Raw genomic sequence first — 14,674 nt, 5'->3', positions numbered from 1 at the left:
CGGTCCAAAGATTAGATTTCTGCTTTTCATCAATTTACAAGATCTTATGCATTGCATAATATTATCACAGGATTAACAAAAAGTTAAACAAACGTTTAACAAAATGTAATATTTATTTCCCAATAATCGCTTATTGTTGCTAATATTAAGGGCCATCAAGAATTTTCGGGAGATAATCCGTATATTTGTAGTTAAATTATTACTATAAATGTCAAACAGAAAGATGATTACGGCAGCTTTGCCTTATGCAAACGGACCGGTTCATATAGGACATTTGGCAGGTGTTTATATTCCTGCGGATGTTTACGCAAGATTTCAAAGAAGGTCAGGAAAAGATGTAGCGTTTATCTGTGGTTCGGATGAGCACGGGATCCCTATTACCATAAGAGCCAAAAAGGAAGGAGTTACTCCTCAGGATATTGTGGATAAATATCATGAGATCATTAAAAAATCTTTTTCAGATCTTGGAATTTCATTCGATGAATATTCCAGAACCACTTCTAAAAAACATTATGAAACCAGCCAGGATTTCTTTAAAACATTATATGAAAAGGGAAAATTTACTGAGGAAGTTTCTGAACAATATTTTGATGAGCAAGCTAACGAGTTTTTAGCAGACCGCTATATTGTAGGAACATGTCCTAATTGTGGGAATGAAAATGCTTACGGAGATCAGTGTGAGAAATGTGGTACTACCCTTTCTCCTTCAGAACTGATCAATCCGAAATCAATGTTAAGTGGAAATGTTCCGATCCTTAAAGAAACCAAAAACTGGTATTTACCTTTAAATGAATATGAAGATTTCTTAAACGAATGGATCATTGAAGGCCATAAAGACGACTGGAAACCCAATGTATACGGTCAGGTAAAATCATGGTTAAATGACGGATTAAAACCACGTGCAATGACCAGGGACCTCAACTGGGGAGTTCCGGTTCCTCTTCCTAATGCAGAAGGAAAAGTATTGTATGTTTGGTTCGATGCTCCTATCGGATATATTTCATTCACTCAGGAATGGGCAGAGAAAAACGGAAAAAACTGGAAGGACTACTGGCAAAGTGAAGACAGTGACCTGATTCACTTTATCGGAAAAGATAATATTGTATTCCATTGTATCATTTTCCCGGCAATGATGAAGGCACACGGAGATTATATAATGCCTAAAAATGTTCCGGCATTTGAGTTCCTGAACCTTGAAAACGATAAAATCTCAACTTCAAGAAACTGGGCGGTATGGGCACATGAGTATGTTGAAGATTTCCCGGGACAACAGGATGTTTTGAGATATGCTCTTCTTTCTTCTGCTCCTGAAACAAAGGATAATAATTTTACGTGGAAAGATTTTCAGACAAAAAATAACTCGGAACTAGTAAATAAGTTTGGAAACTTTATAAACAGAGTTATTTCGTTTACAAATAAAAACTTCGAAGGAAAAGTTCCAAATGGTATCTTAGATGAAGAGACTAAAAATGCAATTAAAATTGCATTAGATGAGGTAAGTAATTATCTAGAAAAATATGAATTTAGAAATGCACTAAATTCATTTATGGCTCTAGTAGATTATGGTAATTTATATCTTCAAAATGCCGCTCCTTGGAAAGCGATAGCTGAAAACAAGGATGCAGCGGGTCAAACGATGTTTGTTGGAGCACAAATTGCAGCAGTTGTTGCTCAATTATGTGAACCTTTTATGCCTTTTACTGCTGAAAAGCTATTTGGATACTTTAATATTGACAAAAAGAATTGGAACGAGATAAAAAATTCTGAAATCCAAATTGAAGCTGGTCATAAAATTGAGAATGCACCATTGCTTTTTAATAAGATTGAAGATGACGTTATAGAAGCACAGATTCAAAAACTGGAGAATACAAAACAGAATAATAAAAAAACAAATCCTAACGCAAAACCGATGAAAGAGGAAATTACTTTTGATGATTTTACTAAAATAGACTTAAGAACGGCTACTATTATAGAGGCTGAAAAAGTAGAAAAAGCCGATAAGCTATTAAAGTTTACGGTTGACACAGGAGTTGATGTAAGAACAGTAGTTTCAGGAGTTGCTGAGAGTTTTACTCCGGAAGAATTGATTGGAAAACAGGTGATGATCTTATTAAACCTGGCTCCAAGAAAAATTCGTGGAATAGAATCTCAGGGTATGTTATTATTAACCACAAAGCCGGATGGAAAACTATCTTTTGTTACTCCGGATGACAGCAATGTTGAAAACGGTATTGAAATAGGCTAAATATTTAAATGCATAGTAAAAAAATCCCCTAAGGTTTTACCTTAGGGGATTTTTATTTTTATACAATTGTCCTCGCAGGGATACTCATATTCTATTTCTTCATTAGTTTTGCCAAATAAGCATCTTCATCCTGCATCACCTTTTCAATATTGAAACCATTATTTTCTGCAGCATTCTTTAAAGTCTCAAAATCCAGGTATAACCACTTGATAGGATCTTCGGACTCTCCTTTATAGTGTACGATATAATCCAATTCTCCATAATAACCTTCTGCCGGGATATATACTCCGCCATCTTCATCCCGGTCAAACATGTATAAAATATCTGTACTGTCGATTAAAACCTGTCCGTTATCATTGAGCAATAAATGCAGTTTTTGGAGGTAATTATCTATTTCAGCCAGGCTTCCAAAAATCCCGGTTCCATTCATTAACAACAATATGGTATCAAAAGTTTCGCCAGAGAAATCAAGCATATTCTCGCAGACAGCTTTTTTAATTCCTCTTATCTGACACACCTGAATCGATTTTGGGGAAATATCCAATGCCACAACATCCAGATTCCTGATATCCTGAAGATATAAAGAATGAGAACCAGCTCCGGCTCCGATATCTAAAATCTTTCCATAAGATGATTCCAGAGCTTTTTGTTCCAAGGCATTCATCTCTTCAAAGGTTCTGAAAAGATAATCTACAGGAAGTTCATCCAGTTCGGAAATTGAAGTTTCAGTCTGCAAATCTTCAGGATCTTCATTATGATGGTAATCCCAGATTGCTTTTCCCATTAAATCTTTCATAATAACTTTTAATCAAGCAAAGATAAGATTTTTGCCTTGAAAAGCTATCGCGGTAATTGATAGAACAAAAGATAGTCTAATCCAATTAGCGGAGATTAATTTGTTACCGGTAGTAACAGATAGCCCCGATAGGAACGGTTACCCCACAGCAAGAATCGGGAAAGCAAGGCGCGAGGAGTATGAGTGGATAGCGGGAAAAAGCTTCAAAATATACCTATCAAAAGAAACCCGAACGATTTGTCGGGACCATTCTTATTCATTCGCATGCAATTCTCTCCTCCTTTCTGCCTGTGACTCATCCTGCGCAGCACCGGCTTTCCAGTATGAATATGCATATAGCTCAGACTGATTCCAGCTCTTTTCTTTTCTGAAATAATTGCGAACCTCTTTCATGGTGGAGAGTTCACAGGCAATATATCCAAATTTTGAAGTTTCCGGGATCTCCACCCTTCGCACCACCTCAGCAAGCTTGTTTCCTAAGTGAGCATCAGGATTATGAACCCATATGAATTCAATATCGGCCTTGGTTTCCAATTCCTGCTCGTCTTCTCTCCCATGGACTTCGATGACACAAACTCCTTTTGCCGTTTCGGGAAGGGTTTCTAAAATGGCACTCAAAACCGGAATTGCAGTACCATCACCAATAAGAAAATACCAATCTGCCTGAGGATAAAGTTCCTTGGCCTCTGTACGCATCATCACGCCTAGCTTTGAGCCCTTTTTCGCATCTCTAGCCCATTTTGAAGCAGGACCACTATCACCGTGATCAATAAAGTCAATAACCAGTTCATTGGCTTCAAAATCAATTCCCCGATGCGTATACGTACGGATAAAGGGAGCGACTTCCTTTGATGGATGGATCCATTCATGATTTTCATTTAAAGTAGGAAAATAGATCTCGTTCAGCCCATGGGGAGGAATCGCAATTTTATTGTTATCACCGATCGTTGTATTTCTGAACATCGAAACATCTTCGGCCTTAAGATAAACTCTGATAAAATGAGGAGTTATGTATTGTTTTTTGATTACTTCGGCAACGATCTGCCCTGCTTGCATTGTAGCCATACCTTTTTTTTTTAATTAATATGCTATACACCAATCATCCTTTGAAGCCTTTGATAATAGGACATAAGGATAAAGAACATTCTTCATAAAGAATGATACAAATGTAGTTAATTATTTTTATTACGTCTAAATAAAAATAATATTATTGAAATAAATTACATTTTATCGGGTTCATTTTCATACCATAAGATACCAAACAAGAAAACGTAAACCCCAGACTCAAAATAAATCCGGGGTTTACAAGTGAAAAACAAGGTATCTTTACAAAGCGGGACCAGCCGCATCTTTTATTTCTTCTAACAATTTTTTACGTTCTCTCAATCTCCTTCTGGCAATCACGGATTTACCACCCAGCATTCTGATAAATCTACCATACTGAAACCGTTCTTTACCGAAATGATGGGTTAAAACGTAAGCCAATACCCCTAAACCTACTATTATAATGTAACCAAATATCTTTTTGGAGGCGATAATGATCGCATTCAGCTGAACGAGTTTCATGTTACCGGAAAGTGTTTGAGGAGTCACAGTCATTCCATCAATATAAACAGCCAGATCTCCTACCGCCACCACCTGAAAGTGGTATTGAAACCATGAATAGATTGCTGAAAATATACCTACCGCTAAGAATGTTCTCCAAACCAGCACCAAGCCGATTGCAGCAAGCATATCATCAAGCTCCAGTTTATCAAGCGTATAATACCATACTGAGATAAACAATGAACACATCCCATAACCTTTTAAAAACATAGGCAGATACCAACCTTCATAATTGAATTCCAATACCATTGAAAAGTACATGATCATAGCATATCCTATCATCGCAGAAAATCCTGAAAAAATGAACATCTTTAAAGGTTTTTCATTTTTAAACCAGAAAATAGCTGTAATCCCAGCCAAAATAATTCCCGGAATCATCAGGATGCTGAGCCTTGCATTGGTCAATTGATCATATCCCAATACTCCCACCGCAAACGTATTTTGCAAAGTTGTTGTCCCTAAAAACATTCCCAGCCAGAACAACATGAACAATCCATTCTGGACATTGTTTCTTTTGAATATGGAAAATGACAGATAAGGTCTTTTTAATGTTAATTGTCGTGTTGCCAATAACGCAAAACTTATAAAAGCACCAATGCTGGCCTTCACTATTTTCGAAGAATTCCACCAATCCTGCTGCTTTCCAAAAGAATATACATATGCCGAAAACATGAATGAGGAAATAAAAAGCAGAATACTCAGCCAATCAATATAATGCAAAGGAACTTTAAGGGCAAAATATTTATCATGCATAAAGATCCAATGAATCATTGCCAGTACAAAACATAAAACGGACACAATAATGTAAAAATGCTGCCAGTTGTAAAGAACAGACACTTCTACAGCATAATAACTTGCCACCTGATTCATCATAAGGACGAACGTATAAAATGCTCCGTAGAACATCCCCCTGTTTCCTATCATTGCCATTAATGGTAAGAACAGTTCAATAGTAACCATCATTTTCAGAAAACCGATGACTAGTGCTGTTATTACGATTACCATTGGCTGCAGCGTGGTAGCATTAACATAGCTTAATAGTCCTAAAAGAACAAGAATTAAAGTGATCTTATCCCGTACTTTAAATCTCATCTTCATTCTTAGAACTACGGGCATACAGGCTCCCATTCCTATTGTCGTTGCATAATTTGCCCATAGAAAATATTCTGACAGAGCCCCCGTTCCTCCTACAAGATAACTTATATTACCTGTATACACTCCCCCCAACGGCATTACCACGGCAAGAAGTAATACGATCAGTAAAAGCTGAACCGGCTTTGGAACCCAATCATGATATAAGCCTTTGTTATACATTTTTTAATTTTTTTAGATGTTACAGACAATTGAAAAAGTTGAAAAAGATATCTTACGGACAAATTTTTCAATTTTTCAATTTTTCAATCTTTCAATCTTTCTTGTTAACATTCACATTCATATTCATCCCAGCACTCAGTTTATTGATATCCTCTTTTTTATTAGCGGCAGTAAATTCTATTCTTACGGGAATTCTCTGCTGTACTTTAATGAAGTTACCGGTAGAGTTGTCTGTCGGAACACTGGAATATCTCGATCCTGTAGCTGCAGAAATAGCTGTAACAATTCCTTCAAATTGTTGTCCGCCGAGCGCATCCGCCGTCATTATCATCTTCTCTCCAATTTTAACATTCGGCATCTGGCTTTCCAGAAAATTGGCAGTTACCCATTTCTGACCATTCAGTACAATCGTAGCTACCTGCTGCCCCGGCTGGATCAGCTGGCCTTCGGAAATCGTTCTTCTCCCCATAACGCCGTCATAGGGTGCTGTAATTACGGTATAAGAAAGATTGATTCTTGCCATATCCAATGCCGATTTTGTTCTTTTGATCTCGGCATCATTGATCCCAAGCTTGCTTTTAACTTCTGTCGTAGAAAGGTTGGCTGATTGCTTTTGATTAACTAATGTTTCGTAAGCTGCTTTTTGTGCATCATATTCTGTTTTCACCTGGTCATATTGTTGTCTGGTAACAGCTTCTGAAGCCAATAGGTTTTTGTACCTGTTCAGGTTTTGTTCAGCATTCCATAATCTGGCTTTTGCCCCTGCTATGTTAGACTCCATCACGTTAACATTATTAGAAACCGTATTTACGGATGATGATGTAGCAGAGCGCTGTGCCAAAGCATTTTGATACGCTGCTTCGGCCTGGCCTAGCTGGGTTAAAATTTCATTTTTATCTAAAATGACCAAAGTATCTCCTTTTTTTACCTGCTGGTGCTCAATAAATTTAATTTCTTTGATATAGGCTGAAACCCTGGTATTGATTGGATTGATAAATTCTTCAACCTGGGCTGCTTCTGTATAAGTCTTATCTCCGATATGAAAATATTCCCTAACCAGCCAGAATAAGCCAAAACCAATAGCCAGAAATACAATAATATTGGAAATAATTGCTCTAATTTTATTTTTCCTGGCTTCCTTCTTTTTAGCTACTGCGCTTGAAACCGCAGGTGCCTGTTCTATATTTTGTTGTTCCTTGTTTTCCATTATCTTGATTTTCAGTTTTAAAAATTAAAGTGTTCCCGTAGATTTTAAAAGATTATAATATTGATACAGAACATTGATCTCTGCATTGGCAAAGTCCAGTTCAGACTGTAATTTCTGATTTTGAGCATCAATCATTTCGGCTTGTACAGCCAGCTGATTAAGATATTTAGCCTCTGTAATCTTGTAATTCTCTTCGGCCAGTTTTTTGGCGTCATTAAGAATATCAGCCTGCTGAATAGATTCCTGGTATTTAACATAAGCCGCATTAACGCCCATGTCTACATTTTGCTGAACTAAAGTCATTGCATCTCCGGCTTGCGTTTTTTGTATTTCTCCAAGTTTAATTTTCTCTTTCGTTTTATAAAGATTGTCGATATTATAACTTAGAGAAACTCCTGCCTGCCATCCTCCGGAATACATATCCACAACAGGATTTCTTGTCGTAATCGGGCGCTGTAAAGTATAACCTCCAAAACCGGATAACGTAGGAAGCTGATCGGTTTTTATAATCTCTATATTTTTATTTGCAACATCAATATTCGTTTTGGCAGACTTTAGCTGTGGATTACTGTTATGAGCCAGATCCATATAATACTCCATTCCGATACCCGCTTCCTTATTGTCTAAACTTTCGACAGGAATAATTTCTGTTTCAGAAGGTAACCCTAATGCAATATTCATATTATAATTAAGGATCTTCCGGTTATTAACGAGCGTTAAGATTCCCTGATCGAGATTCTTTATTGCCAACTCTCCACGGATCACTTCATTGCGGGTAACCATTCCTTGCTGATAAAATTTCTGGATGTTTTTCAGGCGTTCCTGGGCCAGCTTCTTATTGTTCTGAAAAACGGATTCCTGATTAAGAATTTTGTAGATATCCAGATAATTGGATATAACTAAGAGCTTAACGTCCTGTTTATTCTTTTCAAGATCCAATTCAGAAAGCTGTTCCCTTAATCCTGCTAATTCTATAGATTTATTCACCAATCCTCCTTTGAAGATCAGCTGAGTAGCCTGTACTGCATAAGAGCTTCCATAGTGAGGCATAGGAATAGTGGTAGAACCCGAAAAATCTTTGTCAATTGCTACTGCATCTCCCAAGTAAAACTGACTTGTTGATGCTGTTATATTAGGCAACTTCTGGAGTTTTGCGACACCTGTCTGTTGTTTTGCAATATTGATATTTTGAGCGGTAACTTTTAGCTGCTGATGATTCTGAAGAGCCAGTTCAGCGACCTCATTCGCTGTCATCTGTCTGACTTCCTGAGAAAAAAACAGCGCAGGGAATATAGCTATCAAAACTGATAGTGCTGTTTTTATGTAATGTATCATTTTACCTTGTTTTTACATAGGCAAAGTTACGGCAGCACAGAAATCAAACAAATGTTTGATAACTGGAAAAAGATGTTCAAATGTAGGATTTACCTGTCAAACTGATTTCTGTATTGTGTGGGACTGATATCTAAATGCTTCTTAAAAAAGTGAGAAAATGAATACTGATCACTAAACCCAAGCATGGAAGAAATCTCTGAAACAGGCTTTTTGGAAGAGTTTAGAAGTACTTTGGCTTCGTTGACCACTATAGCCGCTATGATCTGACTGGCCGACTTTCCGGTAATAGATTTCACGACGGACGAAAGATGTCTGGTTGTAATGGACTGTCTTTCGGCATAGAACTCAACAGCTCTTTCCGTATGGTGATGTTCTGCGAGATCTGTCAAGAAGATAAAAACAATTTCTTCCTGTCTAGACATCTGCCCCATGGCGTTGCTATCCTCCTTGGAAATAATCCCAGCCATCTGGTAGCAAAAAACGGAAAATAAGTGTTCCACTATCTCCTTTTTATACATCATTTCCGTTTCCGAATCCAGTATATATTTAAGGAAATTAACACTTTTCCACACCAGCTCCATTTCATCCTGCTGAAAAGGAACTCCTTTATTCATTTGTTGCCTGAAATAACGGTATCCGATAAGACGGTTAAATTTCAGGGATAAAGCAGAAATAAACTCCCTTTTATAAGAAACCATTCTGGATTGAAAGTCATCACTTACCGATACCATTTCATAAACAGTCTGGGGATCGGTTACCATAAACATATTGGGCATAAGTTCAAGGTCCCTGAAATGCTGACGAAGCTTTATAGTCCCGGTTTTAACAAATATAAACGCAGGATTATCTGGACGAAAGGGTTTTTCGACAGAAATTCTTTCAAAGATATTATGCTGTGTAAAGATCTCTACACCGAATTTTTCAAGGACAGACATACCACAAATGTATTCAATCTCTTGGACGATTGCAAAATTTTATTAATTTCGTATTAACCAAATTCCAAATTATGAGAAAGATAGATTTATTTTTCGCAGAATATTGTAAAAACCACAGAAATAAAACCAATAAGCTCATTCATTGGATGTGTGTTCCTCTCACTTTTTGGAGCATATTAGGCTTTATCTCCTTACTTCCTTCACCGCATATTTGCTCTCCTTACTTTGGTTGTGCCAGCATCATAAGCATGGTTGCAGTTGCATTCATTACACTATTTTATCTTAGACTATCCTTCCTGATCAGCATGATGATGCTTATTATCATGATATTGATGGAGGGTTCAATATATATGGTTAATATACGATTCTTGAAAAACGCATGGATTATTTATTTTTCAATATTCGTGGTTACCTGGATCTTAAGACTTTTCGGACACAGGATCGAAGGTAAAAAGCCTCCCTTCTTAAAAGATCTTCAATTCCTTCTAATGGGGCCTATTTGGTTATTAACCTTTATTTTCAAAAAGACAGGAATAAAATATTAACAGTCTTTCTTTTGGATTATGCATCATTTTTGATAAGATTCATAAAAAGAATCATGAAGAACCTAATTTTACCCTTATTGCTTATAATATGCATTCATTGCAGTAAATCTGACGGTGTCGCCAGCCCAAGGGCTAGTGCTGATCTTGTAGAAGTAATACCGGATGATAAAACAGCTAATTTCCCAAAAAAACAGCTGGTTCCTTTGCCTCAAGAGGAAGCGCGAGAAAATACACCAAAAAAAATCGATACCATTTCTAAAAAAATCATTAAAAATGGAGAAATGCGTATCCAGGTTTCAGATATTAAAAAATCCCTGGATCAGGTAAATGAAGCCTTAAAAAAAAGTAATGCTTATATACAAACAGAAGATTTTCAAAACTCAGATGAAGATGAAAACCTGAGCCTTACGATCCGTGTGCCTCATAAAAATTTTGATGCTTTAATCAATTCTTTTTCTAATGGGATAGGTTCTGTTTTATCTAAAAACATTTCCTCTGAAGATGTTACGGAAGAGTATACAGATGTAAGCATCAAACTAGCCAACAAAAAGATTTATCTTGAAAAATACCGGGATTTGCTTAGGAGAGCCTCCAATACGAAGGATATGCTTGAAATCCAGGAAAAAATCCGTGGTCTGGAAGATGAAATAGATGTTGCAGAAGGAAAACTTCGTTTTATTGATGACCGTGTGAACTACAGCACACTCAATTTGAGTTTATATAAAGAAAAAATAAGAAGTTCAGCTACATCAAAAATAGGTTTTGGAAGCCGGTTCGGAGACTCCATTACCCAAGGCTGGAATAGTTTTATAAGTTTCATACTAGGACTCATCTCTTTTTGGCCATTCTTTTTAGCCATCCCGCTTATTGTTTTCCTTTGGAGAAAATGGAAAGGAAGAAGAAAACAAAAATAGATCTGAATATCTATATCCGGATCTATTTTTGTTTTTAAAACTATGCATTAAAATGCTTCTTTACCATTTCCAGCACTTTCTCGTCTGACATTTGCTGGGACGTGTCTAATGTAATTTTCAGATCCTTGAACTGAGCAGTATCATGCAGATAGTGCTTTAATTCTTCCTGAATTTTTCCCGGACCGGTAATATATACTTCCTGAGAATTTATTAATAAATGTTCAACTTCTTTAAAAAACTTAATCCGATTCGTCCTTTCCGCATTATTACCTGCATTTTCACTTGAATTACCATGCTGAATCTCAGCTTTTACAGGATTACAAAGAAAAAATTTAAAGGCATTTTGTGCATCGTGATTTTTTGCAACGATAGCTTTTTCGGTATCTATCCAGATTCCTGCTAATTTTTTGTCTGACATAATCTTGTATTTTAATGTTACCCTATATAGAACAACAATGGTGCAAAGACGACGTTAATGCATGTTAAAAATAATTGCACTAAAAAAATTAAACAACAATGAAACAAGACCTGTTATACGAAAACTCTTTATAAGAAAGATCTACATGATTATTTACCAAGCACAAATACAGCGGGGATTTTATGAAGTTCCGGTTTTTTCTTTTGCCATTCTTTAATGGTTTTCGTCTGAATAAATTCATGCTCAGGATCGTTGATATTAGCAGCGATACACAATTTTGTATTGGGAGATAAAAATTTACACAGATCTTCTATAAGGGGATTATTCCGATAGGGCGTTTCCATAAAAATCTGAGAATATCCTGTTTTCTGTACCAGGCTTTCCAACTGTAGAATTTGTTTTTTCTTTTCTCCTTTATCAATAGGAAGGTATCCGTTAAACGAAAACTCCTGACCGTTAAACCCACTTGAAATCAGAGCCAGGATAATAGAAGATGGTCCTGAAACAGGTATTACTCTTATATTTTTTTCATGGCACCATTTCACAATCAGATTTCCCGGATCAGCAATGCAGGGAAGTCCAGCTTCAGAAAGCAATCCAAAATCCTGACCTTTTAACATGAGTTCCTGAGCATCTTTAATGTCCGCATTCTCGGTGTATTTATCCAGTAAAAAAAGCTTGAGATCGGATTGTTTTTTTTCAGGAGCAAAGAATTTAATGACCTTTCGGGCAGTTTTTTCATTTTCCACAAAGAAATAATCGGTTTGCATGATATAATCATTCATCACCGGTGAAAAATGATTGATAGGAGTATTTTCTGATAAATAGGCTGGAAGTAAAAAAAGCATTTTTTTATTTTTGGGTTCTTTCTTTTAATGAGGGTTGTTGAAAATATTGGGTCAGATCCATTGAGAACGTTACTGAGGTGATTTTCCATGTCCCGCTGATCTTCATTAAGGTCCATATTTCTTTTCCCCAGTTACTCATTTTTCCGTCATACCAAAAGCTATAATCGAAATTAGCGGAAGCTATGGAACCGTCTTCAATGATCATGATATTATCAAACTTTTCTTCTGATTTATCGTCTTTAAAAGCCTTAATAAAGGTTTTATAATCATCGGTAAAGTGGCTTTCTGCTTTTGGATTTTTTTCAAGACGTTTCAATTGAGTCCTTTCACTATAAGTTCCCGTCCATAAAACCGGTTCCTGAAAAAGGGAAAGAAATTTACTTTCATCCTTGGTTTTGATGCTTGTCATAAAATCATCCATTACTTTCCTAATAGCAATCTCGTCGTTTGTCTGGGCAAATAGAAAGTTGGCAATTAAAACAAAAAAGAAAATCAAGTATTTCATTTAATTTAAAATTTGGTTACGGATTGCATTGCATGCTTCATCCAAAAGTTGATAAACATCTTCAAAGTCATCCATATTTCCCCAGTAAGGATCAGGAACTTCAGCATTTTCGTGGTTTCCTGCCGCTTCTAGAAATAGAAATATTTTCTGTCTTTGTTCCTCATTTTTTGCTTTTGAAATTACATCCCCATAAATATCAATATCCATACAGTAGATTTTATCAAAATTTTCCAGATCCGCTTTTGTGATGGGTCTGGATCTTTGTTTGGAAATATCAATCCCATGATTAGCTGCCGTTTTTATCGCCCGTTTATCCGGATGTTCACCTTCATGCATTGAAATCGTTCCCGCAGAATCCACTACGAAGCCGGGAGGGAGCTTTTCTTTCATAATTCCTTCTGCTAAAGGGCTCCTGCAAATATTCCCTAAGCACACCATTAATATTTTCATGTTACAATTCTATGAATTAAGGACTAGCATATCTATCAAAATTAAACAAAAAATGAAGAATAATTCCTATCCTTCATTTTCTTTATATCAAATTAAATTATTCTAGTGTTTGATTCTTTCCGTAAGCTCTTTTACGTACTTTTTCACTTCTTTGTCTATCTTGGAAACATCTTTAATAGTTTCACAAGCATACATTACCGTTGAATGATCTTTACCTCCCATTTCTTCACCGATTTTAGTAAATGTAGCATTGGTAAATTCCTTTGCAAAATACATGGCCAGCTGTCTTGGAAGTGCAATTTCCCTTTTTCTTGTTTTCGAAAGTAACTGCTCTCTTTTAATACCAAAATAATCACATACGATCTCCTGAATATAAGGAATGTTGATGATTTTTTTCTGATTGGCTGCAATCTTATTGATGGTATCTTTCAATAACTCAAGACTAAGATCGGATTTATAAATTGTGGAGTAAGCAATTACAGAATTGATCACCCCTATAAGTTCTCTTACGTTGGTCTTTGCTTCAGCCGCTAAGAAGTCGAGCATATCTTCCGTCAGTACAATACCATCTCTGCTTAACTTATCAACGATAATTTTTCTTCTGGTTTCCAGATCCGGAGATTTGATCTCTGCAGAAAGTCCCCATTTGAAACGGGAAACGATTCTGTCCTGAATATCCATGATATCTACAGGAGCCTTATCAGAAGTCAGAATGATCTGCTTTCCATTCTGATGCAGATAATCGAAAATGTGGAAGAAACTATCCTGTGTCGCCGATTTACCGGACAAGAACTGAATATCATCAATGATCAAAACATCCACCATCTGGTAGAAGTTAGCAAACTCGGTTTGCTTATGTGCCTTTGCTGCTGAAATGAATTGCTGTATGAATTTTTCAGAAGACAAATAAAGGACTACTTTATCCGGAAACTGGCTTTTAACTTCCAATCCTACCGCTTGTCCCAAGTGTGTTTTACCCACTCCATATCCTCCATATAAAAACAATGGATTAAAGGCAGTAGCACCAGGTCTTTTTGCTATAGATCTTGCTACTGTTGCAGCAAATTTATTGCTTTCTCCCTCTACATAGTTATCAAAAGAAAAATCAGATTTCAGATTGGAATCGATATTTACTTTTTTAATTCCAGGTACAACAAAAGGATTAACAATATTGGATGAAAAACCTTGAGGCATTGTTTCCTGCACTTTCGGTGTAGGAACACTTTTCCCTTTCATGTTCATGGTAACTGGTTTTTCTAAGCCATTAGGCTTATTTTCCATTACAGAATACCATAATTTTACTCCTTTACCTATATTTTTCTTCAGGGCCGCAGAAAGTAGAGATAAGTAATTATCCTCAATATATTCCTTGTAAAAATCACTAGGTACCATTAATGTAAGATTGTTGTCAACCAAAGAGATTGGCTGCACCTTATCGAACAATAAGTCGAAGGATTTTTCAAGTTTTTTCAAATCAGAATTATCTTCAGCTGCGTTAAGATTGTCACGCATAAACTGAAGGCACTTCTGCCATATCATCATTAAATTTTCATCCAT

14 protein-coding genes are annotated in these 14,674 nt (G+C 36.3%); 3 read left to right on the top strand and 11 right to left on the bottom strand.

What is annotated here, in order from left to right; translation table 11 throughout:
* Positions 1-208: 208 nt before the first annotated feature.
* Positions 209-2,245 carry a methionine--tRNA ligase gene (metG, locus tag PFY10_00070; protein ID WBV56833.1) on the top strand — a complete coding sequence of 679 codons (2,037 nt, stop codon included), beginning with the start codon at positions 209-211 and terminating at the stop codon, positions 2,243-2,245.
* Positions 2,246-2,336: 91 nt separating this feature from the next.
* Here the strand turns inward: metG and PFY10_00065 are convergent, their stop codons facing one another.
* The 6 genes from PFY10_00065 to PFY10_00040 form a co-directional block, all read right to left on the bottom strand.
* A complete protein-coding gene (locus PFY10_00065; protein ID WBV56832.1) occupies positions 2,337-3,041 on the bottom strand; it encodes a class I SAM-dependent methyltransferase in 705 nt (234 codons plus the stop codon).
* A gap of 252 nt (positions 3,042-3,293) precedes the next feature.
* A complete protein-coding gene (locus tag PFY10_00060) occupies positions 3,294-4,106 on the bottom strand; it encodes a siderophore-interacting protein (GenBank protein WBV56831.1) in 813 nt (270 codons plus the stop codon).
* A 261-nt stretch (positions 4,107-4,367) separates the two neighbouring features.
* A complete protein-coding gene (locus PFY10_00055; protein ID WBV56830.1) occupies positions 4,368-5,960 on the bottom strand; it encodes an MFS transporter in 1,593 nt (530 codons plus the stop codon).
* Between the two features lie 91 nt (positions 5,961-6,051).
* Entirely contained in the window at positions 6,052-7,167 is a 1,116-nt protein-coding gene (locus tag PFY10_00050) for an HlyD family secretion protein (GenBank protein WBV56829.1), read from the bottom strand.
* A 24-nt stretch (positions 7,168-7,191) separates the two neighbouring features.
* On the bottom strand, positions 7,192-8,502 hold the full coding sequence (locus PFY10_00045; GenBank protein WBV56828.1) for a TolC family protein: 1,311 nt from the start codon (positions 8,500-8,502) through the stop codon (positions 7,192-7,194).
* Between the two features lie 89 nt (positions 8,503-8,591).
* Complete coding sequence (locus PFY10_00040) at positions 8,592-9,437, bottom strand: AraC family transcriptional regulator (protein WBV56827.1); 846 nt, start codon at positions 9,435-9,437, stop codon at positions 8,592-8,594.
* A gap of 71 nt (positions 9,438-9,508) precedes the next feature.
* On the opposite strand from PFY10_00040, the gene PFY10_00035 reads away from it, so the two are divergent.
* Positions 9,509-9,982: a DUF962 domain-containing protein gene (locus tag PFY10_00035; protein ID WBV56826.1), complete on the top strand. Its 474-nt coding sequence runs from the start codon at positions 9,509-9,511 to the stop codon at positions 9,980-9,982.
* A gap of 53 nt (positions 9,983-10,035) precedes the next feature.
* Entirely contained in the window at positions 10,036-10,896 is an 861-nt protein-coding gene (locus PFY10_00030) for a DUF4349 domain-containing protein (protein ID WBV56825.1), read from the top strand.
* Between the two features lie 40 nt (positions 10,897-10,936).
* Here the strand turns inward: PFY10_00030 and PFY10_00025 are convergent, their stop codons facing one another.
* The 5 genes from PFY10_00025 to dnaA form a co-directional block, all read right to left on the bottom strand.
* Positions 10,937-11,314 carry a hypothetical protein gene (locus tag PFY10_00025; protein WBV56824.1) on the bottom strand — a complete coding sequence of 126 codons (378 nt, stop codon included), beginning with the start codon at positions 11,312-11,314 and terminating at the stop codon, positions 10,937-10,939.
* Between the two features lie 149 nt (positions 11,315-11,463).
* Positions 11,464-12,162, bottom strand: a complete 699-nt coding sequence (locus PFY10_00020) for an SAM-dependent methyltransferase (GenBank protein ID WBV56823.1) — start codon at positions 12,160-12,162, stop codon at positions 11,464-11,466.
* A gap of 4 nt (positions 12,163-12,166) precedes the next feature.
* Complete coding sequence (locus tag PFY10_00015) at positions 12,167-12,667, bottom strand: nuclear transport factor 2 family protein (protein WBV56822.1); 501 nt, start codon at positions 12,665-12,667, stop codon at positions 12,167-12,169.
* Positions 12,668-13,117, bottom strand: coding sequence for a low molecular weight phosphotyrosine protein phosphatase (locus PFY10_00010; GenBank protein ID WBV56821.1), 450 nt, complete (start codon positions 13,115-13,117; stop codon positions 12,668-12,670).
* Positions 13,118-13,219: 102 nt separating this feature from the next.
* The gene (dnaA, locus tag PFY10_00005) at positions 13,220-14,674 is read right to left on the bottom strand and encodes a chromosomal replication initiator protein DnaA (protein WBV56820.1); all 1,455 of its coding nucleotides are present in this window, start codon (positions 14,672-14,674) and stop codon (positions 13,220-13,222) included.

Origin of the sequence: Chryseobacterium daecheongense (assembly GCA_027920525.1) — a bacterium.
GTDB classification, from domain to species: domain Bacteria; phylum Bacteroidota; class Bacteroidia; order Flavobacteriales; family Weeksellaceae; genus Chryseobacterium; species Chryseobacterium proteolyticum.
This window is presented reverse-complemented; position numbering and strand designations above follow the sequence as displayed.

Bases quoted from the DNA above. Each gene is read 5' to 3' on its own strand.
- PFY10_00065 (WBV56832.1), bottom strand. From the start codon at position 3,041: ATGAAAGATTTAATGGGAAAAGCAATCTGGGATTACCATCATAATGAA.
- PFY10_00045 (WBV56828.1), bottom strand. From the start codon at position 8,502: ATGATACATTACATAAAAACAGCACTATCAGTTTTGATAGCTATATTC.
- PFY10_00010 (WBV56821.1), bottom strand. From the start codon at position 13,117: ATGAAAATATTAATGGTGTGCTTAGGGAATATTTGCAGGAGCCCTTTA.
- PFY10_00055 (WBV56830.1), bottom strand. From the start codon at position 5,960: ATGTATAACAAAGGCTTATATCATGATTGGGTTCCAAAGCCGGTTCAG.
- dnaA (WBV56820.1), bottom strand. From the start codon at position 14,674: ATGGATGAAAATTTAATGATGATATGGCAGAAGTGCCTTCAGTTTATG.
- PFY10_00035 (WBV56826.1), top strand. From the start codon at position 9,509: ATGAGAAAGATAGATTTATTTTTCGCAGAATATTGTAAAAACCACAGA.
- PFY10_00040 (WBV56827.1), bottom strand. From the start codon at position 9,437: ATGTCTGTCCTTGAAAAATTCGGTGTAGAGATCTTTACACAGCATAAT.
- PFY10_00050 (WBV56829.1), bottom strand. From the start codon at position 7,167: ATGGAAAACAAGGAACAACAAAATATAGAACAGGCACCTGCGGTTTCA.
- PFY10_00015 (WBV56822.1), bottom strand. From the start codon at position 12,667: ATGAAATACTTGATTTTCTTTTTTGTTTTAATTGCCAACTTTCTATTT.
- PFY10_00025 (WBV56824.1), bottom strand. From the start codon at position 11,314: ATGTCAGACAAAAAATTAGCAGGAATCTGGATAGATACCGAAAAAGCT.
- PFY10_00030 (WBV56825.1), top strand. From the start codon at position 10,036: ATGAAGAACCTAATTTTACCCTTATTGCTTATAATATGCATTCATTGC.
- PFY10_00020 (WBV56823.1), bottom strand. From the start codon at position 12,162: ATGCTTTTTTTACTTCCAGCCTATTTATCAGAAAATACTCCTATCAAT.
- metG (WBV56833.1), top strand. From the start codon at position 209: ATGTCAAACAGAAAGATGATTACGGCAGCTTTGCCTTATGCAAACGGA.
- PFY10_00060 (WBV56831.1), bottom strand. From the start codon at position 4,106: ATGGCTACAATGCAAGCAGGGCAGATCGTTGCCGAAGTAATCAAAAAA.